At 55.0% G+C, this 26,114-nt stretch carries 28 protein-coding genes and 1 tRNA gene; 15 read left to right on the top strand and 14 right to left on the bottom strand.

Annotated elements, in window-relative coordinates; all coding sequences use genetic code 11:
- Positions 1-161: 161 nt before the first annotated feature.
- Positions 162-1,181 carry an AraC family transcriptional regulator gene (locus GOV89_RS02220; protein WP_171174866.1) on the bottom strand — a complete coding sequence of 340 codons (1,020 nt, stop codon included), beginning with the start codon at positions 1,179-1,181 and terminating at the stop codon, positions 162-164.
- A 328-nt stretch (positions 1,182-1,509) separates the two neighbouring features.
- Here GOV89_RS02220 and GOV89_RS02225 point away from each other — a divergent pair, with 328 nt between their 5' ends.
- From GOV89_RS02225 to ribD, 6 genes are all read left to right on the top strand, one after another.
- A complete protein-coding gene (locus tag GOV89_RS02225) occupies positions 1,510-1,947 on the top strand; it encodes a thiol-disulfide oxidoreductase DCC family protein (RefSeq protein WP_171237344.1) in 438 nt (145 codons plus the stop codon).
- Positions 1,948-1,949: 2 nt separating this feature from the next.
- Positions 1,950-2,495 (top strand): DUF4166 domain-containing protein, encoded by a 546-nt coding sequence (locus tag GOV89_RS02230; RefSeq protein ID WP_171722204.1) that lies wholly within the window; start codon positions 1,950-1,952, stop codon positions 2,493-2,495.
- Between the two features lie 77 nt (positions 2,496-2,572).
- A complete protein-coding gene (locus GOV89_RS02235) occupies positions 2,573-2,977 on the top strand; it encodes a hypothetical protein (protein ID WP_171174862.1) in 405 nt (134 codons plus the stop codon).
- A 21-nt stretch (positions 2,978-2,998) separates the two neighbouring features.
- Positions 2,999-3,412 (top strand): secondary thiamine-phosphate synthase enzyme YjbQ, encoded by a 414-nt coding sequence (locus GOV89_RS02240; RefSeq protein WP_171236439.1) that lies wholly within the window; start codon positions 2,999-3,001, stop codon positions 3,410-3,412.
- A gap of 120 nt (positions 3,413-3,532) precedes the next feature.
- Positions 3,533-4,003 carry a transcriptional regulator NrdR gene (gene nrdR / locus GOV89_RS02245; protein ID WP_050602693.1) on the top strand — a complete coding sequence of 157 codons (471 nt, stop codon included), beginning with the start codon at positions 3,533-3,535 and terminating at the stop codon, positions 4,001-4,003.
- The gene (gene ribD, locus GOV89_RS02250; RefSeq protein WP_171237346.1) at positions 4,000-5,100 is read left to right on the top strand and encodes a bifunctional diaminohydroxyphosphoribosylaminopyrimidine deaminase/5-amino-6-(5-phosphoribosylamino)uracil reductase RibD; all 1,101 of its coding nucleotides are present in this window, start codon (positions 4,000-4,002) and stop codon (positions 5,098-5,100) included. Before nrdR ends, ribD begins: the two co-directional genes overlap by 4 nt.
- Positions 5,101-5,102: 2 nt before the next feature.
- On the opposite strand, the gene GOV89_RS02255 is transcribed toward ribD, so the two are convergent.
- Genes GOV89_RS02255 through GOV89_RS02265 form a run of 3 tightly spaced genes read right to left on the bottom strand, consistent with a single transcriptional unit; the run spans position 5,103 to position 9,619 of the window.
- Positions 5,103-7,103 carry a capsular polysaccharide biosynthesis protein gene (locus tag GOV89_RS02255; protein ID WP_171237347.1) on the bottom strand — a complete coding sequence of 667 codons (2,001 nt, stop codon included), beginning with the start codon at positions 7,101-7,103 and terminating at the stop codon, positions 5,103-5,105.
- A gap of 3 nt (positions 7,104-7,106) precedes the next feature.
- Positions 7,107-8,240, bottom strand: a complete 1,134-nt coding sequence (locus GOV89_RS02260) for a polysaccharide biosynthesis/export family protein (protein ID WP_348540074.1) — start codon at positions 8,238-8,240, stop codon at positions 7,107-7,109.
- A gap of 53 nt (positions 8,241-8,293) precedes the next feature.
- Positions 8,294-9,619, bottom strand: a complete 1,326-nt coding sequence (locus GOV89_RS02265; RefSeq protein ID WP_171237348.1) for a capsule biosynthesis protein — start codon at positions 9,617-9,619, stop codon at positions 8,294-8,296.
- Between the two features lie 138 nt (positions 9,620-9,757).
- Between GOV89_RS02265 and GOV89_RS02270 the strand changes: the two genes are divergently transcribed.
- From GOV89_RS02270 to GOV89_RS02290, 5 genes are all read left to right on the top strand, one after another.
- The gene (locus tag GOV89_RS02270) at positions 9,758-10,345 is read left to right on the top strand and encodes a riboflavin synthase (RefSeq protein WP_171174852.1); all 588 of its coding nucleotides are present in this window, start codon (positions 9,758-9,760) and stop codon (positions 10,343-10,345) included.
- 99 nt (positions 10,346-10,444) lie between these two features.
- A complete protein-coding gene (gene ribB, locus GOV89_RS02275; protein ID WP_171174850.1) occupies positions 10,445-11,566 on the top strand; it encodes a 3,4-dihydroxy-2-butanone-4-phosphate synthase in 1,122 nt (373 codons plus the stop codon).
- A 2-nt stretch (positions 11,567-11,568) separates the two neighbouring features.
- Positions 11,569-12,120, top strand: coding sequence for a 6,7-dimethyl-8-ribityllumazine synthase (locus tag GOV89_RS02280; RefSeq protein WP_171174848.1), 552 nt, complete (start codon positions 11,569-11,571; stop codon positions 12,118-12,120).
- Entirely contained in the window at positions 12,117-12,599 is a 483-nt protein-coding gene (nusB, locus tag GOV89_RS02285; protein ID WP_171174846.1) for a transcription antitermination factor NusB, read from the top strand. The genes GOV89_RS02280 and nusB overlap by 4 nt, the downstream gene beginning before the upstream one ends.
- Before the next feature lie 59 nt (positions 12,600-12,658).
- Complete coding sequence (locus tag GOV89_RS02290; RefSeq protein WP_171237349.1) at positions 12,659-12,964, top strand: hypothetical protein; 306 nt, start codon at positions 12,659-12,661, stop codon at positions 12,962-12,964.
- Between the two features lie 214 nt (positions 12,965-13,178).
- Here GOV89_RS02290 and GOV89_RS02295 read toward each other — a convergent pair whose 3' ends face one another.
- Positions 13,179-13,604, bottom strand: a complete 426-nt coding sequence (locus GOV89_RS02295; RefSeq protein WP_171174841.1) for an SRPBCC domain-containing protein — start codon at positions 13,602-13,604, stop codon at positions 13,179-13,181.
- A complete protein-coding gene (locus GOV89_RS02300; protein ID WP_171174839.1) occupies positions 13,601-13,921 on the bottom strand; it encodes a helix-turn-helix transcriptional regulator in 321 nt (106 codons plus the stop codon). The genes GOV89_RS02295 and GOV89_RS02300 overlap by 4 nt, the downstream gene beginning before the upstream one ends.
- A gap of 114 nt (positions 13,922-14,035) precedes the next feature.
- Between GOV89_RS02300 and GOV89_RS02305 the strand changes: the two genes are divergently transcribed.
- Positions 14,036-14,467, top strand: coding sequence for an MmcB family DNA repair protein (locus GOV89_RS02305; protein WP_171174837.1), 432 nt, complete (start codon positions 14,036-14,038; stop codon positions 14,465-14,467).
- Positions 14,468-14,469: 2 nt separating this feature from the next.
- Here GOV89_RS02305 and GOV89_RS02310 read toward each other — a convergent pair whose 3' ends face one another.
- The gene (locus GOV89_RS02310) at positions 14,470-14,658 is read right to left on the bottom strand and encodes a DUF6324 family protein (RefSeq protein ID WP_171089264.1); all 189 of its coding nucleotides are present in this window, start codon (positions 14,656-14,658) and stop codon (positions 14,470-14,472) included.
- Positions 14,659-14,735: 77 nt separating this feature from the next.
- Between GOV89_RS02310 and GOV89_RS02315 the strand changes: the two genes are divergently transcribed.
- Positions 14,736-15,218 (top strand): GNAT family N-acetyltransferase, encoded by a 483-nt coding sequence (locus GOV89_RS02315; protein ID WP_171174835.1) that lies wholly within the window; start codon positions 14,736-14,738, stop codon positions 15,216-15,218.
- 47 nt (positions 15,219-15,265) lie between these two features.
- Positions 15,266-15,342: transfer RNA gene (locus tag GOV89_RS02320), tRNA-His, on the top strand.
- Between the two features lie 318 nt (positions 15,343-15,660).
- Here the strand turns inward: GOV89_RS02320 and GOV89_RS02325 are convergent.
- The 7 genes from GOV89_RS02325 to GOV89_RS02355 all read right to left on the bottom strand — a co-directional run bounded on the left by GOV89_RS02325 (position 15,661) and on the right by GOV89_RS02355 (position 24,498).
- On the bottom strand, positions 15,661-16,056 hold the full coding sequence (locus GOV89_RS02325; protein ID WP_170482826.1) for a hypothetical protein: 396 nt from the start codon (positions 16,054-16,056) through the stop codon (positions 15,661-15,663).
- Between the two features lie 356 nt (positions 16,057-16,412).
- Entirely contained in the window at positions 16,413-17,273 is an 861-nt protein-coding gene (locus GOV89_RS02330) for a hypothetical protein (protein WP_170482822.1), read from the bottom strand.
- Between the two features lie 106 nt (positions 17,274-17,379).
- Complete coding sequence (locus GOV89_RS02335) at positions 17,380-19,245, bottom strand: AMP-binding protein (protein WP_171237350.1); 1,866 nt, start codon at positions 19,243-19,245, stop codon at positions 17,380-17,382.
- A 343-nt stretch (positions 19,246-19,588) separates the two neighbouring features.
- Positions 19,589-20,497, bottom strand: a complete 909-nt coding sequence (locus tag GOV89_RS02340; protein WP_171237351.1) for a M48 family metallopeptidase — start codon at positions 20,495-20,497, stop codon at positions 19,589-19,591.
- A 63-nt stretch (positions 20,498-20,560) separates the two neighbouring features.
- On the bottom strand, positions 20,561-21,214 hold the full coding sequence (locus GOV89_RS02345; protein WP_171237352.1) for an adenylate/guanylate cyclase domain-containing protein: 654 nt from the start codon (positions 21,212-21,214) through the stop codon (positions 20,561-20,563).
- Positions 21,215-21,638: 424 nt separating this feature from the next.
- On the bottom strand, positions 21,639-22,904 hold the full coding sequence (locus GOV89_RS02350; RefSeq protein ID WP_170562713.1) for an NAD(P)/FAD-dependent oxidoreductase: 1,266 nt from the start codon (positions 22,902-22,904) through the stop codon (positions 21,639-21,641).
- A gap of 388 nt (positions 22,905-23,292) precedes the next feature.
- Positions 23,293-24,498, bottom strand: a complete 1,206-nt coding sequence (locus tag GOV89_RS02355; protein WP_170482810.1) for an aromatic ring-hydroxylating dioxygenase subunit alpha — start codon at positions 24,496-24,498, stop codon at positions 23,293-23,295.
- Between the two features lie 466 nt (positions 24,499-24,964).
- Here GOV89_RS02355 and GOV89_RS02360 point away from each other — a divergent pair, with 466 nt between their 5' ends.
- On the top strand, positions 24,965-26,074 hold the full coding sequence (locus GOV89_RS02360) for an extracellular solute-binding protein (RefSeq protein ID WP_170482807.1): 1,110 nt from the start codon (positions 24,965-24,967) through the stop codon (positions 26,072-26,074).
- Positions 26,075-26,114: the final 40 nt, after the last annotated feature.

Genomic DNA, 26,114 nt, shown 5'->3' on the forward strand with positions numbered 1-26,114 from the left:
CCTCGTCCGAGGCGCCTTTTTTATTCGGTCTTCACGATGGCCTGTTCTCTTATCACATTGGCGGGAAATCACACGGGATGGGCGGCGTCCCTGTCTATATCTGTTTTGTCCACTCACGGGACGGGGCCGGGGCGAGGCTTTCGGGCTTATGACCCCCGGTCTCACCGCTGAAGGGGATGTTCGACGCGGGTCTTGAAAGCGCTTGGTGGTTGGCCAGTCCAGCGTTTAAAGGCGGTCGAGAAGGCGGCCTGATCTGCGTACCCGAGTGAAAATGAAATCTCTGACAGAGTCATCCGGTTGGTCAGGAAGGTCTGGGCAAGATCACACCTGAGGTCGTCCACGATGTCGCGATAGCTTGTGCCTTCTTCTTTCAGGCGACGGCCAAAGGTTCTAAGGCTCATTCCAAGGTTCGAAGCTATGACCTCGGCCTGTGGGATAGTGCCGGGCAGGGATCGGGTGATTAGCCCTTCGGTCCGAGCACGGATCGAGTGTTCGGGTTTCTTGCGTTCCGCCAGTAGGCGCTCTGCGTATTCCAAAAGATGCTCGCGCAGTTTGGGATCATACGTCGGAACCGGCAGATCCAGTGCCGAAAGGGGCAAAACAATCTCAATTTTTTCCGATCCAAAGACCACCGGAAAACCTGCAAGTTTTTCAAAGCTTTTGATATGATCCCCAACCTCATGCTGAAACCTTATCTCAATCGGGTTCAGGTTGATCTGAGTCAGGTTCCGCATTCTTGCGAGGGCGGCGAAGATCAGAAATTCGGTGCGCCGGTGATAACGGGCAAAACCCGCATCTTTCCAATCGGCTTCCAAAGTAGCGAAATTCCCGGCGATACGCAGACTAAGCGCGATGGCCGGGTCGATGATGCCGTGAAAGCGTGAAAGGTTCTCCATCACCTGTTTCAGGTCGCGTGAATACTTGCTGATGTAAGCCGTCACGGTCGAGGCGGATGTGACCTCAAGCCCGGTACGGGCCGCAAAGGTAATGTCTTTGGTCGCGTCACATGCGAAGCGGACGAACAGGGCCTCTGTCTGAATACTGCAGGTTTCAACCGGTGGGGCGACATCCTGCGGCCTGAGGCCGGTTCGCTTCAGGACAGCCTTAGACAACTCTCCGTTTCCACTGTGACGATCCAGCGCCTGAATAATGAAATGTAGACGGCCAACATCCACGTCCATCGCGCAACAATACCTTACGATTACAAAACAATAGACAGCATATCATAGAATTTCGAATGACACTTGGGATTTTGACGGTCGCGACATCATGTGATGGCAGAAACGCAAAAGAAACTGGCCAGATCGAACATGGGTTTTGCGGTGTGAACACCCAGATAAGCTGTGTTGCCGGGTCAGCACCTTTAGGGGATGAGGTCAGAGCCTTCGGAGAAATCACCACTCTCTGCTCAGCGCTCCCCGGCACGCCCCCCCTTCGCAGATGTCGCATTGTTCTGGAACAACAGATTTGACACCCTGTGGGAAAGGCGATGTCACGGATGTCAACGATATGCGGGAAAGTGCAGTAAGTTCAAAACTCTACGATCAAAACTTGATTGTGTTTGATGGCCATTGCGTGCTGTGTTCGGGTTTCTTCAGATTCATGCTCAGACATGATCGGTCGCGGTGCTTTCTGTTCGCAACTGCCCAATCCCCGCTTGGGCAGAAGCTCTATCAGGAGTTGGACCTGCCCACGCAAGATTTTGAAACCAACTTGGTGATCGTGGATGGAGTGGTCTATCAGCATCTGGATGCGTTTGCCGCAGCTATGCGTCAACTTCCCGGAATGTGGCGGCTGTTGTCACTGTGCCGTTTCTTGCCCAATGCGCTCAAAAACCCTGCGTATCGTCTGATCGCGCGAAACAGGTATAAACTGTTCGGAAAATCCAGCACTTGTCTGGTACCGGGGCCTGATATTTGGGCGCGATTTGTGAGCGATGGTTATTGATGGTGAATGACCCGTTCTTGCAGGCATTGGGATCGGTCGAGTATTTACCCGCTGCGGTTCTTCGCCTGCACAGCACAGAAGGATTGTATTCCGGCCAATGTGATATCGAGCCAGGCAGAGGTGTGTTGGCGGCGGTTGCCACCTATCTGGCCGGATTTCCCCCTAGTGGAAAAGATGTTGCGGTCTCGGTTTCGATCCGCGACCGGGGCAAAGCAGTGTCCTGGGAGCGCGACTTTGGCGGGCATCGCACCACTTCGCACCTGACATACGATGAAAACCGGAAATGCGTTCGTGAAGACTTTGGTGCGATTTCGATTTGGTTGCGACCCGCTTGGCAGAACGATGCACTGCACATCGAAATTCATCGCTTGACCATCTTTGGTATTTTGATGCCCGCCTTTGCGTTGCCGCGCTCTCGCACGCGAGAATGGCAGGATGCACAAGGGCGATTCCGGTTTGATGTCTCAGCCCGGGCACCGGGTTTTGGATTGCTGATCCGGTATCGCGGGTGGCTCACGCCGGATCACACAATGCAGGGGGCTGGCTGAATTGGTCGTGAGGGGCACTGTGCAATGCAAGAAGCTGGACTAACCTATCTGGGACACACAATCAGGGAAGATTAACGATGAAAAAGTTATACACATTTGCCGCGTTGGCGACCGTTGCCTTTAGTGTTCCCATGGCCGCCGATGCTGCGCGGAACGGGTATCGTACTGAGCCGATCAACGCCACGGATTTCGAAGTTATACCGCGTGGGGATCAGCGCACAGAAGGCTATTGGTGTGCGGCTGCGGATTATGCGCGCCGGACCTTGGGGTTGGGTTGGCAAGACAGGATCTACGTGTTGCGCGGATACGGGCCCAGTGTCACCACCGGTCGCAGAACGGCAGTTCAGTTTTCGATCAAGCAACCTGAGACCGCCGAGGTGCAACCCAGCAGCTTTATTTCGTTCGGGTTTCAACCCGGCAACAGTGAATCTGTACAAGGTGCAAACTCACGGTGTAACTATCGGCCGTTCTTCAACGACTGATAAACCCACAGGATCGTCACGATGCAGACTGAATTCGTTGTGCACACCCAAGGTCCGGGGCTTTACGAATTCACGTCTGACATCCGGGAATGGGTGGATCAGTGGTCTGCCGATGGCGTTCTGACGCTGTTCGTTCGCCATACTTCGTGTTCCCTGCTGATCCAAGAAAACGCCGACCCCGAGGTTCAAACCGACCTTCAGGCGTTTTTCGAACGACTTGTGCCTGCGTCCGACCATCCGGCAATGTCTTACCTGCGGCACACATATGAAGGACCAGATGACATGCCTGCGCATATCAAGGCTGCACTTATGCCTGTGTCGTTGACGATCCCTGTGTCTCAAGGGCGGATGGTTCTTGGAACCTGGCAGGGGATTTACCTGTTTGAACACCGCACTGCACCTCATCAAAGACGTGTCGCCGCGCATCTGGCCTGACCCTTTATCTAGCGGTTGAAAATTCCGACTACCCAAATCCTAGCGGCTGCCCTATAGTTGTGGATAAGTAAGCCGCAGCGCTTACAAAAAGAGGCCGAACAAGGGACGAGGAGACGGCGGATGCGCTGCCCGTTTTGCGGAAATATCGACACTCAGGTAAAAGACTCACGCCCGGCAGAGGACCACGTGGCTATCCGCCGACGCCGGTTTTGCCCGGCCTGTGGAGGGCGGTTCACAACGTACGAGCGTGTGCAACTGCGAGATCTGGTGGTCATTAAAACCAACGGCAAGCGCGAGGATTTCGACCGCGACAAGCTGGAGCGTTCGATCCGCATCTCGATGCAGAAACGGCCTGTTGATCCGGAACGGATCGATCAGATGATCTCGGGCATCGTGCGTCGGCTGGAAAGCATGGGCGACACTGATATTCCGTCAAACAAGATCGGTGAGATCGTCATGGAAGCTCTGGCGCGGATCGATACCGTCGCCTATGTTCGCTTTGCGAGTGTGTATAAGAATTTCCAGGCGGCCGATGATTTCGAGGAGTTTGTCCACGAACTGCGCCCGCCGCAGCCTCCGACGGACGAGTGAACGAAACAGATAAGCGATTTATGGCGCTGGCCCTGTCATTGGGGCGGCGCGGCCAAGGGACGTGCTGGCCGAACCCAGCTGTGGGCTGTGTCATCGTGCGCGATGGCCGGATCATCGGGCGCGGTTGGACCCAACCGGGGGGGCGTCCGCATGCCGAGACCGAGGCGTTGGCCCAAGCCGGACAGGCCGCGCGTGGCGCTACCGTCTATGTAACATTAGAACCCTGCGCGCATCACGGCAAAACGCCGCCCTGCGCCGAAGCTTTGATTGCAGCCGGCGTCGCCCGCGTTGTGGCCGCCGTGGAAGACAGCGACCCGAGGGTGGCAGGGCAGGGCTTTGCCATGTTGCGCGAGGCTGGAATCGAGGTCGAAACGGGCGTTCTGGCAGAACAGGCGGAGCAGGATCTGGAAGGTTTTTTCTTAAAGACCGAACAGGGACGGCCGTTTGTGACCCTCAAACTGGCCAGCAGTTTTGATGGTCGGATCGCTACCTCAACCGGACACAGTCAATGGATCACCGGACCTAAGGCGCGGCGTGTCGTGCACGCGATGCGCGCCCGCCACGATGCGGTGATGGTAGGGGCAGGGACGGCGCGTGCCGATGATCCCTCGCTGACAGTGCGAGACCTGGGTGTCGCGCATCAGCCGGTGCGCGTGGTGGTGTCGCGTCACATGGACATCTCTTTGATGGGGCAGTTGGCACGCACTTCAGCGAAAACACCGGTATGGCTCTGTCATGCCCATCATCCTGATCCAGAGCGTGCACGCGCTTGGGAGGGTCTTGGCGCAAAACTTATCCCGTGCGCCTTGAAAGATCATCATATTGACGCGCTGGATCTGCTTCAGCAATTGGGGCAGGCCGGCCTGACAAGCGTATTCTGCGAAGGCGGGGCGGCTCTTGCGGCTTCGCTTTTGGCCGAGGATCTGGTGGACGAACTGGTGGGCTTCACCGCTGGGGTGACCATCGGAGCCGACGGGCTTTCGGCCGTTGGATCTCTGGAACTTAAGACACTGGACGAAGCACCAAGGTTCGAGCTGATTGAAACGCAGGTTGTGGGCGGGGATATCCTGCACTGCTGGCGCAAACCCTCGCTGTAGGATTAACGCCACAAATGCGCGTGGGTCGCAAACGCGCCCTGAAGTTTCGACAGCACTCGATTTACCGGCCCAGTGGGCACAGAATTCCCTTGGGCAAGACGCTCTACCGCCACTTCCACCGGACAGGGCTGGCCTGTGACGGGATCGAAGTAGCGGGGATAGTCGATCAGGGTTGCATGTACCAACCCCGTCAACGACGGTCTCGCACCGCGCCGAACTGGAACCGCCCCTAGATCGGTGGTCAGGCCCCAACCGGCATAGAACGGTGCGCCGAGGGTTGTAACCTTTACCCCGCGCAACAAAGCCTCGAACCCCAGAAGCGATGTCATTGTCCAGACTTCTTGGACATGGGGCAGAAGCGAGGCGGGATCTGTGTCAGCGACGACTATGTCGGCCAACGTCGCGGCGTCGATCCTGCCTTCGCGCAGCCCGGCTTCAACATCGGGGTGCGGCTTGTAGATCAGGATTGCGTTTGGATTGGCGTTGCGGGCAGCTTTCAGCAGATCCAAATTGCTGCGCACCGTGCTGGTGCCCAGCAGGACCGAGGCATCATCCTCAACCTGTCCCGGCACTAAAATACGATGCCCTTCGGGCAGGGCGGAGGCGGGCTGGCCCATATTGTATTTGCTCAATCCCTCTGCCAACAACCGCTGTATCAGGCGCTCGGCCCGCAATTCCTGATCCGGGCGTAGAGTTTCACGTCGACTGATCAGGTCTTCTAACTGGCTAGGTTTTGTCGGATCGTAGTAAATGCCGATTTCATCCGTCACCAACGAGAGTGGAGGGACAAGTTCTGCCCCCAAGCCACGCGACCTCAGAAACCCGTCTTCGACCCGCACCGCACCATCGGTGTCGCGTGCCTGATTGGCCCAGACCATATGTGGGCGCTCTGCAGTTTCGGGCTGTGCCGCTGTAAATCGCAGCTTTGCGTGCTGCCCGAATATCTGCTGCAGATGCTTGCGTTTCCACAGCCGCATACCAGAGGCGGTCCATCCGTTCCGGTCCTGCCGCCACGCGCGGGTTTGCGCTTCGAGCGTGTCCAGCACTGTTTCAAGTTCGCATAGTTTATCCCGAAAAGGATCGTACCATGTGGGGTACAGCAGCATAGCTGCAGCGAAAAGCTGCGCGCGGGTCAGGTTGCGTTGGCGGCGCGCAATTGGGTTCTCATCCTGTGTCAGGCCCCAGCCAGCGTAGAATGGCTGACCGAACACACGTGGTTTGTGCCCGGCCAGAACAGCCTCGAACCCCAGTTGTGAGGACACAGTGTAAACGGCAACAGCACCTTCCAGCAGGGGCCAGGGGCTGATCGGTGCGTTGAACAGCGAGATCCGATCTGAAAGGTCCTGATCGGTGAAATGCCCTTGGCGATGACCCGCCTGCGTTTCCGGGTGTGTCTTGATCAGTATCTGTGCGCCAGGGTTTTCTTCTTGCGCGACAAACAGCATTTCAAGAAAACGAGCCCGGTCCGCGCCGCTGGCTGTAACCGCAGCGTCGCCCACCGTTTGATCGACGACCAGAACATATCCGGGGTCCGGAGGGGTCAAGGCCAGATCAAAGGCGGAATATTTGCTGAGATGCAGTTCTTTGATCCGTTCGATTGCAGCGCGCGCGCGATTCAGCAGGGCGGTGTCGTCCAACGGCTCATTGATCAGAGTCTTTTCAAGGTCCGATGGGGCTGACGCGTCGAAATGCAGCCCCGAGCGATCTATGAATAAGCCCAGGGGGCTCTCTCCCTCGCGTCCCGGGTGCAACGATCTGAGGAATGCATCTTCGATCCGTACAACCGGCGCGTCGTGTTTTTCGGCGACCGTTAGGCCGCGATGTGCAGTTGGGCTGTCGCCCCAAACCCCTACGCAATCACCGCTTTTGGGAATGCCCAAACGAACGTCAAAGCCAGCAAGGGACAAGATCCGCTTCAGGCGCTTTTGCGTCAAAAAGCCACCATTATAGACAAACAGCCGGGTACGGCTGTCCCCGGCTGAGCTGTCCTCGTCGGGGATCATGCATCAGTTACCAGTGAGCGTGGCAACGTTGGCAATAGGTGTCAGGCCGCCCGCGATAAGTGAGATGGATTTGCTCCACTGTGCGTATGGCGCTTCGGTCACGTAGATTGTGTCGTCGTCGCGGATCACGAAATCCCGCGCGATGAACAGGCCGTTGGGTGCTGTCAGATTCAGCAGATAAATCATGCGTTGGTCGCCCTTCAGGTCCGCACGGCCGGTGATGCTGCGAGCCACGCTCTCGCGTTCTTTGCGCAGGATGAAGATACCTGTCGGATCCGAGGATAGCGTCAGCAATCCACCTACTTGGGCAAGTGCTTCAAGGGCAGAAAGGTCCTGGCTTTCAAAGGCCACGCGGGACTGGCCGCCTGTAGCGCCAAGCGCGATATAGGACCGGCTGTCTTCTTCCACCAGGATGCGATCGCCACCGCGAAGGGCCACATCAAGCTTGGGATTCCGATACAGGTCTTCGTACCAGACAGTGCCCCTTTGTCCGCCACGGATCAGTGTCACCAATGCAATGTCAGACGCCACCGAGACGCCCCCCGCCTGAGACAACATGCCCAACAAAGAGCGGGTCGGCCGTTGGATCGCGTATATGCCCGGTGCGTTTACTGTGCCGGTCAACGATACAGTGGACCCGTCGCCTGCAGCGCGCCGCACTTCGACCTGTGGATCCGGTGTCTGTTCCTGCAATTTGTTTGTGATCAGAACGCGCAATTGTTCCGGTGTGTTTCCGGCAGCCCGTAAGCGACCTGCATAGGGAACAAAGATGAAGCCTTCGCTATCAACCTGCACCTCTTCCAGCGCCGTTGCCGCGCCAGTTTCGGTGGTCAAAAGGCCGTCATCAACGTTTTCCCAAATGGTCAGGCTCAGCACATCACCGGGGCGAACCGTATCAGCGGTCAAGGTCTGGGCACTGCTGAACGAAGGGGAAAAGCCGAATTGTGGGATCGCGGATGTGGCACGTGTCACTCGATCATCGACCTCGACAACAAACGCGTTGCCACCATTCTGCACAGCACCTGCCAGGATTTCGGTTTTGTTCGGTCCGGATTTCGGAAGCTGGCACGCGGCCATCAGGCCGATTGCGGCCACAAGGGAAACCCCCCGCATCCAACGCATAGGAGAGATCTTCACTGCCGGTGTCCTCAGTCTTTTTGTACTTGTGCGCAGCCTATCCGGTCAGACGCTCAACTTCCAGTCACAGCACGCCCTTGTCCTTCAACGATTTTCAACTGTGGCGTCCGCGCCGCGCTCTTGTTGAGGATCACCTGATATGGATCATTCGCACTCAGCATCATGTCTACAGCACGCCGCAGAACCTGCCGTCGACCACGACGGGAATAGAAACCGCCTGGCACCTGACTGGTTTCCAGAAGGAACTGTCGATAACACCGATATGCCTCGCTGTCGGGATGTTCAGGCGCTGCAAAAAAGGCAGCAATAGGCTGCTGAGACACGAATTCGGGTTTGTCGTAAACGGACCGCCCGAAAATCCGCAGTGGAATACCACGCCAAAGAACCTGCTGCCCGGCTGTTGAGTTCACGGTCACGGCTGAATTCGCCTCATCCAGAAGCTTGGCCAGTTTTCCGCCGGGGACATAGTGAACCCTTTCTTGAATACCGTGCCTTCTAGCGCATGCCATTGCGTGGCGGCGCAATGGTTCGCGGTGGTTTTCCAAAGGATGCTCCTTGATGACCAGCCTGTGATGTGAAGGCGCGCCCTGCGCAAAGCCCTCGATCACCTGATCCAGAAATTCGCACATGCCAGAATAGTTGGAATGTGCCCGGACCGAGCTGTCATGTCCCAATTGCAGCAGGACCAGGTGGTACGGATGACCACGCCACCTGACACGGGCTGTCGCAATACTGCGGCGAAGTCTGTGAAAAGGCATCAAAATCAGTCGCTTGAAGTAAAGCCTGAACTCAGTTGACACAGGCAGTTCCCGATGTCGCCGGAAGTTGCGATATCGCCCGTTCATGAACATGACGAACCAGTGGTAAAGGGCGCCATAGAAAATGTGCTGCCGCATGTCCCCCCAATGTGATGGTGGCGGGGGTGTTTTGTAGTCCGCGTCTTCCAATGCTAGCCGCATCTGATTTGTGCCCAGCGACATGAGGTGCGAGTTCCCGTTTGATCCGTTCCGCTCATACGTCACCCACCAAGGACGCAGATAGCCTTCCTCAAACACATGAACGATTGCCCCGTGCGCCCTGGCAACATGAACCGCTTGCGCGTGAACTGGCCGTGTATCCCCATAGAGGACTATGTCCGTGATGCCCTTTTCCGCGATGATCCCGGCAAGCGTTTCAGGCCAGGTCTCGGCTGCGTCGAGGAATGGAACATAGCTTGCCTTATCGGCCCAGAACGCTTGGTCACCAGCGTTGAACCCGACGCGCCAGACCTGAGCCCCAGTGGAACGCAGCATTTTTCCCAATGCGGAAAAAAACGGCCCATGTGGTCCCTGAAGAAATAGGAATACGCGATCTTTTGGATCTAAGGGCGTATGCTGCATTTGGACTGCTCGTTTGGCTTTATTGTCGAAACTATGCCCGTTTGGGCAAGGCGCGGCAAGGCAGGGCTTGCTCGCGCGGTCTGATAGGCTTACCTCGGCGGTGAGACTAAGACAGCGTAGAGACTGAGGGTTAACGGAATGTTTACAGGGATCGTTACCGACATGGGCACCGTCACCGAACTGGAGCAGAAGGGAGACCTGCGCGCCCGTATCAAAACAGCCTATGATACGTCCGGTATTGATATCGGGGCTTCAATTGCCAGTGATGGCGTTTGCTTGACAGTGATCGCACTGGGGGATGATTGGTATGATGTTCAGATCAGCGCTGAAACCGTGTCGAAAACCAACCTGGATACGTGGACTGTTGGCAAACGCGTCAATCTTGAACGTGCGCTAAAGGTTGGCGACGAATTGGGTGGCCATATCGTATCCGGTCACGTGGATGGCGTGGCCGAGGTGGTTGCCGTCGAAGACGAAGGCGACAGCACCCGTGTGACTCTGCGCGCGCCCAAAGACTTGGCGCGGTTTATCGCCCCAAAGGGGTCAGTGGCACTGAACGGAACCTCTCTGACGGTCAACGATGTGAAAGACTGCGATTTTGGTATCAACTTCATTCCGCACACCAAAGAGGTGACCACCTGGGGCGACGTTCGTGTTGGCGATCGTGTCAACCTTGAGATCGATACGCTGGCCCGTTACGTCGCGCGTTTGGCCGAGATGTCCTGATACGTCGCGTCGCGCCCGATCTGCGCCGTTTGCAGGCTGGCCTTTGGGGCCTGAGTGGTCTATTCCGCCGTGCAAACATGCCATCTGAAAGGCTGCCCCATGAGCTTTGAAACCCCCGGTCCGGTTGAGGCCCAGCTGCGCGATGCGATCAGCCCGATCGAAGACATCATCGAAGAAGCGCGCGCAGGCCGGATGTATATCCTCGTCGACCACGAAGATCGTGAGAACGAAGGTGATCTGGTCATTGCCGCTGAATTCGCCGATGCCGAGGCAATCAACTTCATGGCGACCCATGGGCGCGGCCTGATCTGTCTACCGATGACAGCGGAACGCGTGGATGCGCTGGGGCTGCCGATGATGGCCGTCAACAACTCGTCCCGGCACGAGACGGCCTTCACCGTATCGATTGAAGCGCGCGAAGGTGTCAGTACCGGAATTTCCGCTGCTGATCGTGCGCTGACCGTGGCTACCGCGATCAATGAGCAGAACACAATGGCGCACATCGCGACGCCTGGCCATATCTTCCCATTGCGGGCCAAGCGGGGTGGGGTGCTGGTGCGTGCGGGCCATACAGAGGCTGCCGTTGATATCTCGCGTCTGGCAGGGTTGAACCCGTCCGGGGTGATCTGCGAGATCATGAAGCCCGACGGCACCATGGCGCGTCTGCCTGATCTGGTTGAATTCGCTCAAGAGCACGACATGAAAATCGGCACGATCAGTGATCTGATCAGCTATCGCTCGCGCAATGACAATCTGGTGGTGGAAACTTCGCGTCAGACCGTCACGTCAGAATATGGCGGCGATTGGGAAATGCGGATATTCACCGATCAGACCCACGGCATCGAACACGTGGTCATGATAAAGGGCGACATCTCGACGCCTGAGCCGGTTTTGACCCGCACGCACGCGCTGCACGAAGCGCCGGATATCCTGGGTCTCGGGCCGAAATCTTCGCGCGAATTGCCGCGTGCGATGGAAAAGATCGCCGAAGAGGGGCGCGGTGTCGTCTGCCTGTTCCGGCAACCACGCAACTCACTTTACGCTATTGACGATGATGGCCCGCGAACCATCAAGCAGACCGGGCTGGGCGCGCAGATCCTGTCCAAAATGGGTATTCAGGACCTGGTGCTGCTGACCGACTCGCCTGAAACCGTGTATCTGGGGCTCGACGCCTTTGGTTTGTCCATCGTGGGCACCCGCTCGATTTTGAAGGAAGACTGATCATGGCTGAACAAGACAAGCATGGCATCCTGCCGACACCCAGTTTCGACAAGCCGGTGAAGCTGTTGATTGTGGCGGCCCCGTTCTATCGCGCGATTGCCGACAATCTGATCGCCGGTGCCAAGGCCGAGATCGATGCCGCAGGCGGCACCTGCGAGGTTGTTGAAGTTCCGGGCGCGCTGGAGATCCCCACCGCCATCGCCATGGCCGACCGTCAGTGCAATTTCGACGGCTATGTCGCCCTGGGCTGCGTCATTCGTGGTGAGACCACGCATTATGAGACCGTCTGCAACGACTCGAGCCGCGCCATCCAGCTGATGGGTCTGCAGGGCCTGTGTATCGGCAACGGTATTCTGACGGTCGAGAATGATGAACAGGCCGAAGTCCGGGCTAACCCCGAAAAGATGAATAAAGGTGGCGGGGCGGCCGCTGCGGCCTTGCATCTGATCGCACTCAGCCGTAAGTGGGGCTCTTCCAAAAAGGGCGTTGGCTTCAAGCCGCCGTCCGAGTCCATCCTTGTGGCGGGCGACAACAACGGACCCACGACAGCATGACCCAGACAGACGCGCCGAAACCGGCCAACCAGAAACGCCTGATGAAATCCGCCGCCCGGCTTTATGCTGTGCAGGCGCTGTTCCAGATGGAGCAGTCGGGTCAGACAACTGAACAGGTTGTTAACGAGTTTCTGGATCACCGTTTTGGCGCCGTCTATGAGGGCGAAGAAATGCTGGATGGCGATATCAGCGTGTTCCGATCGCTGGTCGACAACGCGGTGAACTATCAGGCGCCGATCGATCAGATGACCGACCGCGCTCTGGTCGCAAAATGGCCGATCTCGCGCATCGATCCGACCCTGCGGGCGCTGTTCCGCGCGGCTGGGGCAGAGCTGACCCAAAGCGACACGCCACCCAAAGTGGTCATCACCGAGTTCGTTGACGTTGCGCGCGCTTTCTTCCCCGAAGGCAAAGAGCCCAAATTCGTCAACGCCGTGTTGGACCACATGGCACGCGAGGCTCAGCCCGAGGCGTTCTGACGCCTTTACCGTCGCCCTCCAAGCGCTAGACTTCTGATATCAGCGCAAGGAGAGATGCGATGCCGAAACTGATCCGTCTGTATATCACTCAAGTCGCTTGGGGTTTTGTTATCTCGGCAGTGTTTGTCGGGGTTCTATTGGCGTTGAACGTGGCGAACTTGCGCAACCTGATCACGGGCTCGGAAATCGGTCTGATCGCGCTGATCATGATCTGGTTCATGAACGGTATCGTCTTTGCCGGGGTACAATTCGCCTACAAGATCATGAGCATGGCCGAAAAGCCCGGTGGTCCACGGCGTGGATCGCCTGTCGTGCATAGCTTCAAGCCTGCACTTGCCAAGCAGGAAGCCCGCGCAGAGCGCTGAAATTCAGGGGAAATTGCGGCGGGACCACCAGTCAACCGTGCGGTGTGATTCCCGAGGACCTGTATGTACAGGTGGGCGCCAGGTAATCAGGCCAGGACCTGAACAGAGCCAGCCCCCTCGGAATTGCTTAAGGCCACCAGAATGCTACCTGTCACAAGAAGGGCAGAACCCGCCACGCGTTTAACTAGGGTGTCTGGCGGGTTCGCACAAGGGGTCAGGCATCAACAGTTTCGTGCAAAGCCACGCGCATCTTGCCAAAGTGTTCGTCCCACCCTTTGTCCAAGGCCAGGATCAGTCCGAAGGCATCAGTACCCTGCGGCAAGCCTTCGTGCCGCAGATCAAGACGCGTTCCACCTGCCACAGGCTCCAAGGTCCATTTCACGGTGCTTACAGCATCGCCCATGGGTTTCACTGTGAACGTGTATTCAAGATACTTGGGAGGTTTAGCGACGCGAACTTCGCCCCAGATCAGCAAGTCTCCACTTGTGGTGCCAAACATCTCAAGCTTTTGACCTTCGACCAACGGCCGTTCCGGTTTGTGAAACCATTCTGCCAAATGGTCAGGGTCCGTAAGATAAGCCCATACGGTTTCCGGTTCGGCCCTGAGGAATATTGATTTCTTCAATACAGAATCGGTCATTTTGATTTTCTTTCAACAGCTTCCTTGAGAGAGTTGAGGCGGTCGTCCCAGAACTGGTCAAAATAGCTGAGCCAATCCAGAACAGGGGCCATCCCCAGTGGTTCAAGTCGATTAATGCGTTCCCGACCGCGCACTTCGACCGAGATCAAGCCACCGTCAGAAAGAACAGTCAGGTGTTTCTTGACCGCAGCTCGGGTCATGTCGAACCGGTCGGTCAATTGCCCGATTGTCATGTCCTGAACTGCAAGCAGTTGCACGATGTCCCGGCGGGTTGGATCAGCCAGCGCACGAAACGCGTTTTGAGTTTGGTTTTCCATAAGCACCCTCAAATGAGATACCATTTGGTATCATATTAATGCAGTACCAAAAGGTATCATGTCAAGTCTGAAGGGGTGCTTTACTTTTGTTCACTAATTGTTCACATTTGAAGAATGGTGTTGGATTTGCAGCCTGGACAGAAACTGGCGCGGGGTGTCGCGCGACACCTTGCGACGCATGGTTTTGTATCTGTTGAGGAATTTGTCCCGGCACGTGGTTTGCGGGTCGATGTGATGGGGTTGGGGCCCAAGGGTGAGCTTTGGGTGATCGAATGCAAATCCAGCCGGGCCGATTATCAGTCAGATTCGAAATGGCAGGGCTATTTGGAGTGGTGTGATCGGTTTTTCTGGGCTGTCGACACTGATTTTCCGGTCGATCTTTTGCCCGCGGAAACCGGTTTGATCATCGCCGACGCATATGACGCAGAAATTGTGCGCATGTCTCCTGAGGACAAACTGGCCCCGGCACGGCGGAAGAAGATGATCCAGAAGTTTGCAACAGATGCGGCACGTCGTCTGCACGCGTTGCGCGATCCGCGGCTTTAGCGTCAGCCTTTGACGGCCAGAGCGGCTTGGACAGCCGCGCGGATTTCATCGGCAATTTCTTCGGCTTCTTCCGGGTCGAAATCCATCGGAATTTCCACCCCGTCAGCTTCGATGAACAGGCGCACCATACCCTGATCGGTTGGGCCGATTTGCAGATTCGCCTGAATGTCGCGTTCGGTATTGATGCCCATCTGTGCCTCCGAGACTGAGCATTCCTGCTAGCGCGCACGGGGTTGAGAATCAAGTCACCTTTGCGGTCAGATAAATCATGGATGATGTTACACTCAGAACCTTTCAACCTGACGACGCCGCCTGGCTGGTCGAACAGCACGGTAGGCTCTATGCGCGTGATGAAGGGTTTGACGACAGTTTCGCGCCTTTGGTGGCACGTATCCTTGACGAGTTCATCGCATCCCACGATCCCACCCGCGAAAGAGGCTGGATTGCAGAGCAGGGCAGGCAACGGCTGGGCAGCATTTTTTGTGTAGGTCTGGATCAGCACACGGCAAAACTGCGCTTGTTTCTGCTTGTCCCCGAGGCACGCGGTCATGGGGTGGGCAAGCGGCTGCTGAAAGCCTGCACAGGCTTTGCAAGGAACGCAGGATATCAGGAAATGGTTCTGTGGACCCACGAAAGCCACAGGGCGGCATGTTCGCTTTACAAGGCGTTTGGGTGGGAACTGACAGACAGCAAACCGGTGCATTCCTTTGGGGTCGATCTTGTCGAACAAAGCTGGAAATTTCGGCTTTAATCCTCTTGCATTCCCCCGGCGCGTTCGGTAAATCGCCCCTCACGAGTGCCGCCTTAGCTCAGTTGGTTAGAGCGCTGGATTGTGGATCCAGAGGTCCCCTGTTCAAGCCAGGGAGGCGGTACCAATTTTATATTTAAATTTCATTATTTTACGTGGTTAGGCCACTTGAGTATCGTAGGGACGTTCACCTAAAGGCAACTCCAAGGCAACTACGCTACACGAAATGATTGGATTTCTAGCCGCACTTCTTGCGGCGCTATAGACCAAGGGTTACCAAACTCTCCCGATGCGATGTGTCATGCGCCGACGATCACTATGCCACCGGAAGGGACCGAACGCACAAAATTGGTGGGTCAATCCTAAGTTATCGCGCGCAAGCGATTGACCTGTGCATACAAACCCAAACCTCCAACTTAGACAGCAGCTATGTGATGGTTGGACACTACTCGTCGTCATCGGGTTTTGAATCGATCACCTTTTGCTGAGCCAATCTTTCTGGCAGGCGGTGGCTGATATCTTTGAGCCGCTGTCTCGGATTGATGCTCATACCGACAGTTCCGCTGTGGGTGTGTGTGATGCTAACGCCATCAGCGCGTCCAAATGCTCGGTCCTGAGCTAGGGCTAACAGGGCGATTTGTTCTTTGCCAGAGAGTTTTCCCGATACAAATTCACCGTTCCCATCTATGCGATTGAAAAGCTCGTCCATCGACAAAAGGTCGCTCATGCGTTTCACCGCGACCTCGCCGTTCGACTGGATCAACTTTCTTGTCTCGGGGTCCAGCTTGGGTCGCCCGCCGGGATTGCCAGAATGACCTGGCTTGAAGAGAGGTGTTGGCATATTTGACTCCTCTGTTCTCAGAAGGTGAAGGTGCAACGTGGCAAGTATTTATTTTATATATCGTAATTCGGCATGAATTGCGAATACTTGTGCCTTACACGGCATAGCTGGGCGGTAGTTATGTTCGAAGCACGGTAACAGCGGACTATTATCGCCAGCGACTGTTATCGTGCAGAGCGTTCACTAAATGAAGAAAGTTCGACTGTCTGCTGCCGAAAGACCGCTTAGCGGCGCTTAGCCGTCATCAGACAAAAACGGTCGAATGACCTCGTTGAGCCCTAAGCAGCCTCTTTTTGAGACCGTCTCGAATGGTGCTTATGGATCGCCATACGTGAATCTGATGATGCACAAAAAGCCTATTCAGCTACGACTGGTGCGATTTCATCCCGTTCATCGACTCGTCTTCGAACCATCTCAGCAATCAAAATGCCAGCCGGCGCCGATCCCCAAATGCAAATCTGGATCGCGAGGGCTTCGATGTCGCGAAACAGCGGATCGATGACAAAAAGTAGAACACGAAACAACCAGAATGATCCCCACATCGAACCAACAAAGCGCCACATCCAGATACGGTGCTGGGCTGTATCCTGTCGTCTTATTGCCAGTATTCCCATAACAGCGGTGGCATAGACGAAGATAGACATTGAGAAAAAGCCCCATGTCGACAGGGCCCCGCCGTACTCTCCAACAGGACCGTGTTGGGCCGCGAGTATCGCAGCGCAACCAACACCAACTGTCAGTATCCCAAAGCTGATGCGCCCGAGGATCGCGTGGTTCGCCCCCCGACCACCGGGAAAGAACATTTGTACGTGCATCAGCACAAAAACAATGGAATTGCAGACGACATGCCCAAGCAGCAGAGCCGATCTCAGCTCTGGTCCATTCGCAAAACGATCATAAAAGGCAACGCCCCACGCAGGATGGTTTGTGAATGTGTTGCCCCAGACAGAGCAGGAATTGTCTGGGCACGTGGAGACGGCAGCGGCACTCACCGGATCGCTCAGTCCCAAATTGATCAACACGTCATAGATACCGACAAAGTTAGCTATGGAGGCCGCGGGGCCGTAAATGACGTATCCGGCGTTCAAGTACAGCATCAGCAGAATGCCAAAGAGAAGTACGGGCACGAACTTTCTCTTCATGACCGCATGAACAGCCAGACCCGCCCATATTGCCAGACCGACGAAGACCGATATCACACCCAACGGAACCGCCATTTTGCCCTCCCCGAACAATACGATCGTTTAAGAGGCTCGCACAATGGGCGTCCGCGGTGCAATAAATTTTGCGATCGGAAACTCGCGCAGCGAGGACGAGCGCGTTTTACGATCCTCCCACAATGCGCGTCTCGAACAGGAAATCCTTGAGCTTTTGCTCAACAAGAGGTCCGGACGTCGTGTTTGCATCATTCAGTTTCACCGTCACGCAAAGCCCGCGTGGCCCTCCAGCCTCCACCTGCACATCGGCATCAGACACCTGAAGTTCGTCACGAAGCAGATTTTTCACGACCAGCTTTGCAGCATCGCATCGCAGGCTGGGTTTGAAAATCTTGCCCACGGACGTCAGGGGAATCTCATCAACAATTTCAATGATTTTGGGCCATGCCGGTCTTTCGTCGATGGTCTGCCGAGCATGTTCCATGAGTTCCTCGACCGTAACATCATCCGGTGTGTGGACCTGAACAAAGCACATGGGCAGTTCTCCGGCATAAGGATCAGGCATCCCGACCGCAGCGGCCAACGCGACAGCGGGATGGGTGCTCATCGCGTTTTCGATCATGGCCGGATCTATATTATGACCGCTTCTAATAATGAGGTCTTTCGAACGGCCAGCAACGTACAGGCAGCCATCAGCGTCTTTGTATCCCAAGTCGCCCGAGTTTAGGACACCCTCGTCGAATACCCCAGTGTTGAAGCTCGGCTCGCTGTATCCTGGAGACAAGTGGGAGCCTGTAATTGCAATTACACCAATTTCGCCGACCTCGCATTCCTCTCCCAGACGGCCATCGCTTTCCAGCTTCAGAACGTCGACACTTGTGTATGGCAACGCCCAACCCACTGAGCCCGCAGTGCCAGAACCACCCAGTGGGTCGATACTGATCAGTCCGGACGCTTCTGTCATGCCAAGAATTTCGAACAAAGTGCAGCCCGTGACCTCCTTGAAGCGTTGCCCGACGGCGGGTGGAAGCAGTGATGCGCCGGTTGCACCCGCCCGCACGCCCGAGACGTCATTATCACCAATCGGTGTCTGCAGGATCGCCCCAATCGCGGTTGGAACACCTCCGACAATCGTGACTTTGTGATCTGCGACAAGCCGCCAGAAGCTTTCGACCACCGATGGATTACGCAAACCCGCGGGCGTCATCACAAGCAGCTCTACGCCTGCCATGAAACAGCTGAGCCCGCCCACAATCGTGCCGGCGACGTGGAAAAGCGGGAACGTGGCCGTAAAAACATCATCCGAACGAAAACCACACATAGCTGCGCCCCCGAAAGCTGCAACCAATTGACTGCGATGCGTGTGTGCAACAAGCTTTGGAACGCCCGTTGTACCCCCGGTGTGAAAATAGGCCGCCAGATCAGAACCGCTCCGGGCCTTCCCAAATGCCAGGTGATCCTGTGGTTGGTCAGACAATGCCTCGGTGAGGTCAATCACCCCGGCTTCAGCAGGCGTACCCGGGGGAGAAACGCGTACCAGCACGAGGTCCGGGATTTGCTCCCTCAATGCCAAAGCTTTCTGCCAGATGTCGAGTTGTGGGTGTGGGCCAAGAGTAACGAGGATTTTCGCCCCCGACGCTTTGATAAGCTCTGCTATGCTCTCAGGCTGCAAAAGAAAGTTTATGGGCACAGCGTAACCAGCCGTTTCTGCGCCCCAAAGCGTGACGTGTGTTTCAACCAAAGCGGGCAACATATACGCCACGCCCGGTGCCTCCCCTCCAATCTCGGCAAAAAGATTTGCTGCGCGCCGGATCTGCCCAAGTAGCTGGCCGTAGGTGACACGACGAGGCTGCTCATCTGGTGCTCCGGTCATCAACATCGTCAGTGCAACAGCATCGGGATCACGCTCAGCACTGTTTTCAAAGACCTCCAAGATGCTTTGCTCGGGCAACCGTTCGTCGAGCGTCATCTCGGCTTCGAACTCAGCTATGTCGTCGCGCGTCCTGATCGGACGTGTGCCCAGATTAGCCATGGGGTTTCCTTCAACTCTACTAAGGTTGTTTCCGAGCTTTGGCCGAAGAACAGGATTTTGCAACTCCGATGTACGTGCTGAGATCCACATGCTGATCGAGTAGGCTGCGGAATCCAGCCATTTACGAATTTCCGGTGTGTCCCGCAATGCAGACGGTCAACTGAATCGAGCGAATGACCGCACCGAGCCCAAAGCGACCCTGAGAAATAACGCATATCATCGCCCGAGGTGAAAGTAGTTAGCGCGCTTCAGGTTGGGTCTTGGCAGAATATCGAAAGGCGGGAACGTCTTACATGTCTACCATTCGATCATAAGTCTACGCTATTGTAACCCATTTAGGCCTCTAAGCTTGGATCGGATCACCTGGCAACCCTATAGCCTCTCTAATCGGTTCAGGCAGATGAAGGTTTTGTGCCAGGATATCCGCTTTTTCAGACAGCGCTTTAGCACGTTCTGCAGCAGTTTCCGCTTTGGACTGCATTCCCGACTTCTTGAGTATCCACGCCTTAACTAACCAGAAGTGTCTGCAGTAGGGACGCATTTCAGTTGCGTCTGAAATAGCTTCGATCGCGAGTTGCTTATCACCTGCCATCATGTGGGCAATGGAAAGGGGATAAAGCCGGTATGGCAGAAACGGATCCTCTTTGGAACGACTCACAGCCCCCACCAAACTGTTCCGTGCAGCTTCCCAGTTACCGGCAATAACTTCGGTGTAACCGCTTGCCTCCATGCCCAACACGTAGCTAGGGTTCAGACGGAAAATTCTATCAATGTCCTTCCTCGCACCATGCAGATCACGCGCGAGGCGCGCACGCACCTGTGCCCTCGTGTACCAGCAATAGTCGGAGCGAGGAGCTGCCTGTACAGCCTTGTTCGAAGACTCGATGATCCGCGTGCGCAGATCAGGGTCAGGCTCGCGATAGCATGCTTCCAAGGGGTACAGTTTGGCTTCACACCACATCGCAAGCCCGGATCCGTTCTCGGGATCAAGTCGAAGCGCGCGCTCAAGCAATTTACCCGCATGATTATAGTCCTCGATGGTGGCACGATAAAACAGCATTGCCGCTCGGGATCTCAACTCACTTGGACTCAGTTGATCGTCTGGAATGTCGCTCAGTCGGTCACCGTCAAATGCGTTGATCTGCAGAAGTAAATCGTTTGAGAGCTGTTCTGCAGCCCGATCGCTTAATTCAAACAAATCCTCTGAACTTCCGTTTAAGAAGCGCGACCAAGTTACCTGTCCATCTCCCAAGCGGGTAAGGCTGGACGAGATCCTTGCTTCGGTCTCCCGGCAGCGCAACCTGCACCTCAGGCTTTAAGTTGCTTTGGTCTCGGATGTTGAATCTGTTGCAATTACACGCACACCAGTGCGACGCGAAAGACTGTGAACCAATTGCTCCTGCAGGTCAGCACAAACCTCAAGCGTCTCTCTCGTTTCGGGAGCACTTGTGACCGGCTCGACTGCAATAGAAGGCAACTCGGTATGTTCTATTTCACGCTGCGTGGCGGGCCGCCATTGAAACCCATTCACAGGAAGAGCAAGGTTCTTTAAATCGAACGTACCAGCATCGCTGAAACCCGCTGAGAACTTTTTGTCCAACTGCCGCCTAAGGTCTTCGGAGATCATCACACCACCGGGTGGTGCTTCGGTTTGCAGGCGTGCGGTGATGTCTATACCGGCGCCATAAATGTCGGCCTCGTCTTGAACGATCTCCCCGAGATGAGCTGCCATCCTAAGCCTGATTTTCTCATGGTCGACCAATGAAAGTTGCACAAATTGAGCGGTTTCGATTGCCGCTGACACTGAAGGAAAGGCAATTATCCATCCATCACCCATACGCTTCAGTATCTCGCCGCCTCTTCGTACGGCCTCTGGTTCCAGTAGTTTATCCCGAAGTTCGCGGATCAGCCCGATTGCGAGTGACTGATCCGCCTCCATTGCGGACGTATAGCCGACCAGGTCGGCCATCAAGATCACGGCAAGGCGAGCTCTCATAAAGCAAGGTTAAAACAACGCTCGGGCATTGTCATCTTTTGAAAACCTGCGATGCGATCTCGGGGCATCTTCAAAGCAATGCAGTGAATGGCGGCTTCGTCTGCAGAGCAGACACAGACATTCTGTGACACTTAGTCTGGTTTCGTTCCTTACTGGGCATCCAAGAAAACTAATCAAAAGAGAGTATCTTACCCCATAGTGCCACCCCGCTGAAACACAGCCGCTTGGTGTTCGCCCAAAACTTTCAACCGCTTATCATCTCTCATTGATTGGATAGTTTGATCTGAATTGACCGCAGAGCACGCGAAAGCTGAGTTTAGCCTTGTGAATTTTGTCGAAAGGTTTGCTTGAAATTCTTAGATTGTTCCAGTGCTGGAGCAAATTGATCGCCAGGTGTTCAGCTTAACTGCGCCAACACATCTTCCGCGGCCCTTAATCCTTCTAGGTGGGCTCCGCTGACCGAGCATTGTTGGTTAGGATGTGTCGCTTCACCGGCGAAGTGCACCCGCTCAGCATGAGACTGTCGTAAGACAGCGCGTTTGTCGTGGCCTCCTGGTCTGGCTCCAGCGTAAGAACCACGCACATAAGGTTCATTTCGCCAAGCGGTGGCGTGGCCTTTGATGAAGGCTTTTCTGACTGTCGTGCCGAAGAAGCCAACCAGTGTTTCGAGCGCATGTTCTATGGCGCTTTCAGATCCCGCATCCTGCAAATCTTTGGAAAAGCTGCCAGAACTTTCAAAGCTAGTTAAACCGGTGTTTGAGATGTCGCAAAGAAAACCACCTCCACGGGCTACCCCTTTGGCGTCGGGTTCTAAGTGGTATGTCAGCCAAGTATCCGGTTGCACTGGCAAAGCTCCGGGGCGGAAAAGGAGGCCAGCGTGATTGTAGTCTCCCATAGTGATGAGCTCGAGCGCTGAGCGTCGGTCGGATTCTAGCGGGGGATCAAAGTGGATGATGTCTTCGGCTAAGACGCCGACGGAAACTGTAACAACTACGGTTCGAGCTTTGATCTTGCCAGTGGCCGTAGTTATCTGCACGCCTTCAGTGAGAGATTTTATTTCTGTGACCGGAGTGGCCAATTTAATTGGCAGCCCCTTTGCGGTGCATGCAATGAGGTGTCCGAAGCCTTCGCGGCAAAACCAATCGTCTCCGCCCTCCCAGGCACTGATGTCTCGCAGAGATGTATCCGGCAAATCTCTGGCAATTGACAACGCGAATGTCATCGCTGCCGTAAATGACCAATGCCCTTTGTTATGCCAAATGTCTGCCAAGGACCGGTCTGTTGGAATTCCGGTACTTGCTTCAATTTCTGCATCGATGCGCGCCGCTTCTTTTATCGCGCTATGAATTTCGTCGACCTCGTCCCACAGAACAGCGTCATCCTCCAAGCCATACGTCACCGCGTTGTCCGGGGCCGCATAGAGATCAAGACCAAGTGCTAGACCCGGAGCTTTCAGAGCGTTTGCATGTTCGGTGTGCATCCAATGCGCTCCCACGTCGAACGGGACGCCAAAGATTTCCGTGTCCGTGTGCGCGCGCCCCCCGACGCGGTTGGATGCCTCGATGCAGACTACTGAGAGTCCCGCCGATTCGAGAGCACGAGTAGCTGCAATTCCTGCTGCTCCGGCACCAACGACAACGACGTCAAAGTCATAAACTTTCAATGTTTTCGCTCCAACACTTTAAGTGGCCTGTGAGACAATGTTCGGAGTAGGTTTTTGGCTTTCTCAGCATCGTGAGAATTTACAAGGATCTGAATTGTCTAAGGATTTGTTCATTTGCGCGCGAGAAGTCATTCGTTAGTTCTTGAGCATAGATTGCAAACGAATTCTGGAATTGAAACGCCCTCGTATCTAGCCAGATCGAGCGGATCCTCCGTGTCAAACTTGCTGCATCTTCGGTAGATTTCCAGCATCTCGGCAGAAAGCTTTCCGTTCTTAAAGAAATACATCGCAGCTGCATATCTTGTGGCACCAGAACCAGGCGTTCCGACAGTCGTTGCCAGGAACTGCCTTTGAGCTTCTGCTTCCTCCACTTTGAATATACCTTTCGTCACGATTTCGGCTCAGCTGACATCGCATCATTCAACGCGGCGACTTCATCTTCTCCAGGTGCTGATTCAGAGTTGTAGATTGGAAGAATTTTCCTGAGATGGTCATGATGGGAGCGTACGCCGTACTCGAGATCAGAAAGATAGAAGCCCTCGAACGCCTCTGAAGCCATGGCTTCGTTGGACCATATCGTGAGCTGAATATCTTCTTCCACTGTCTCTCGATCAATCCGAGCGGCAAGGTAGCGTGCCGCTCTTTGTTGGCGGTCTTCGTTCGAGTTTCGGTATGTCGCGCTCCGTAGAATGGATTTATCCGTCGTGATCGGAAACTCTTGATAAAAGAGGGTCGTCTCAGGTGTGACGGCTATTACCGCATTTGGAAAAATGCCGTAGTAAAGCCAAGTTTTGTGCAAGTGTTCCGGCAGGTGAGGCTGTGGTCTAGTGAATTTCTTGTAGTTGCGAACAGCCCACCTGCGGCCCTTCGTCGGAGTGAATCTTCCATCGGAGCGTGAGACGCCGTCGACATATGGTTCGTCTGAATAGGTCGAACCATATAAATCCTGAAGGGCAGGGTGCGCGAGCGGGACATGATACCCTTCGTTGTCGACATCTCTGATCGATTTCCAGTTTACAGGAGTCTCCTCGGTCCAGATTCCGTCCGTCGGGACATGTTCGGCCATTTTGTAGGCAGAGACTTCCTGTTCAATCGGGGCTAGCAGTTCGGCTACTGATGGCTGGGGTCCAGGTTTGAAACGGACAAAGACAAAACCCTGCCAGATTTCCATTTCAATCTCTTTCAGGCCAAACTCGTGCTTGTCTAGATCGGGGAACGACTCCGGACGGGCGGCGCCGCGTAACGTTCCATCAAGATTGTAAACCCAGCCGTGAAATGGGCAAACTAGAGCGTTTGCACATTTTCCTTGCTCTTTCGAGACCAGCCGAGAGCCGCGGTGACGACAAACGTTTAGAAACGCGCGGATGTCCGAGTTGCTGTCCTTCAAGATCAGGGCGCGTTCACCGCACATGTCAAAACACAGAAAATTACCGGGTTCCGGAACATCCGAAACGTGGCACGCGATTTGCCAATGCGTTTTGAAAAGTTCGCTCTTCTCGAGTTCAAGAAGGGCGTTGCTGTGATAGCACCAGCCGGGCAACCCGCGACGGTCCCAATTGGCGGGAATTTCTGTGTTTCTGGCTTCGTCGCGCATCGGAGCAACCCGCATAGTTTTGGTTTGGTCAGTTAGGGTCTCAGGTGGGGACAGTGTCCAAGATTGAAAATTTTGCCTTGCTGGATCCGCCACTCTTCGACTGAGTGTAGGTGTCGCTTAAATTGAGTTGCTCGTCAACTTTTTCTGACTGAATGATCATTCAAAAATGTGCTGCTAGTCACGCCCGTGAGGTTTCCTTGGTCGATGGTTTTCGATTTACCTGCTCAAATCAGATACAAAACCAGTGATATGTAGCGATATGATCAAAATTCATTCAGCCAAGCTTGACAGTGCAGAATTCAGCGGACTACCGTTCTGAATGACCAGTCAGATAAAAATATAGCGACTTGGGAGAATGGGGTGCTTGGTGATCGCGCCCGCAACGCAGGCGCGATCATTCGAGAAGACAGACTAGCAAATAAGGCAAGACAAATTCAGCCACCACTCAGGGAGAGGAAGCGAAGTTATGAACTCAATCAGGAAAATCGCCGGAATTACAGTTATAGCGGCAACTACTACTGCAGTTTCGGGATCGGCTTACGCGCAAGAGCGTGTGTTGAAGGTTACGAATTGGGGAGAGTACATCGCTGAAGACACAATCGAGAACTTCGAAAAAGAATACGGTATTAAGGTTATTTATGATCCGTATGACTCTGCCGAAGCAATTGATGCGAAGCTACTAGCGGGAAACAGCGGATATGATGTGGTTAGTCATGCCGGCAGTGATACGGCTCGATTGATAAAAGCGGGTATTGTTGCGCCGCTGGATATGTCGAAGCTGGACAATATCAAGCACATCGACCCCGCAATCATGGAGCAGTTGTCAAGTGAATGGGATCCAGGCAACCAACACTTCATTCCATATATGTGGGGAACGCACGGCGTCACGTACAACGAAGAATTGGTGAAAGAGACGTATCCAGATGCCCCCATAGGATCGATGGATATGGTTTTCGATCCTGTTCACATGAAAGAGTTGTCCAAGTGCGGCGTTTCATTCCTGGATTCCCCAGGCGACATCATTCCGATGGCTTTGGCGCATATGGGCCTGGATGCGAACTCCACAAACAAGGAAGACTATGAGAAGGTTGGAGAGATGCTGGCGGAAATCAGGCCATACATCAAAACCTTCGATAACTATGCTTATCAACGGATGCCCCAGAAAGAGTTCTGTGTCTCAACCACATGGGGCCCTGATGGTCTCCTTGCCATGTCTGGCGCAGTTGAAGCCGACACTGGTGTCGTGCTAGACTTCTTCCTGCCCGAAGGTGATCGTACAGCGCAGCTTTGGATAGATGGATGGCTGATCCCTGAAGACGCCGCGAACAAAGAAGACGCACATCTTTTCCTGAACTATATGATGCGCCCCGAGGTTGCGGCTAATGATAGTAACTTCACATGGTACGCGACCGCCAACCTGACTGCCAAGCCGATGGTCGATGAGGCTGTAACTTCCAGCCCAGCCGCGTTCCCAACATCGGATCAGGTTGCCAAGATGTACACGACCGCCGTTCTTCCTCCCAAGGTCGAGCGCTTGCAGACACGTACCTGGACTGACTTTAAGGCCGGAAACTAAATCCACCCATACTGGCAAATTCAGTAGCGGACCTGACCGG

It is taken from the genome of Ruegeria sp. HKCCA5763 (assembly GCF_013034545.1).
Classification (GTDB): Bacteria; Pseudomonadota; Alphaproteobacteria; order Rhodobacterales; family Rhodobacteraceae; genus Ruegeria.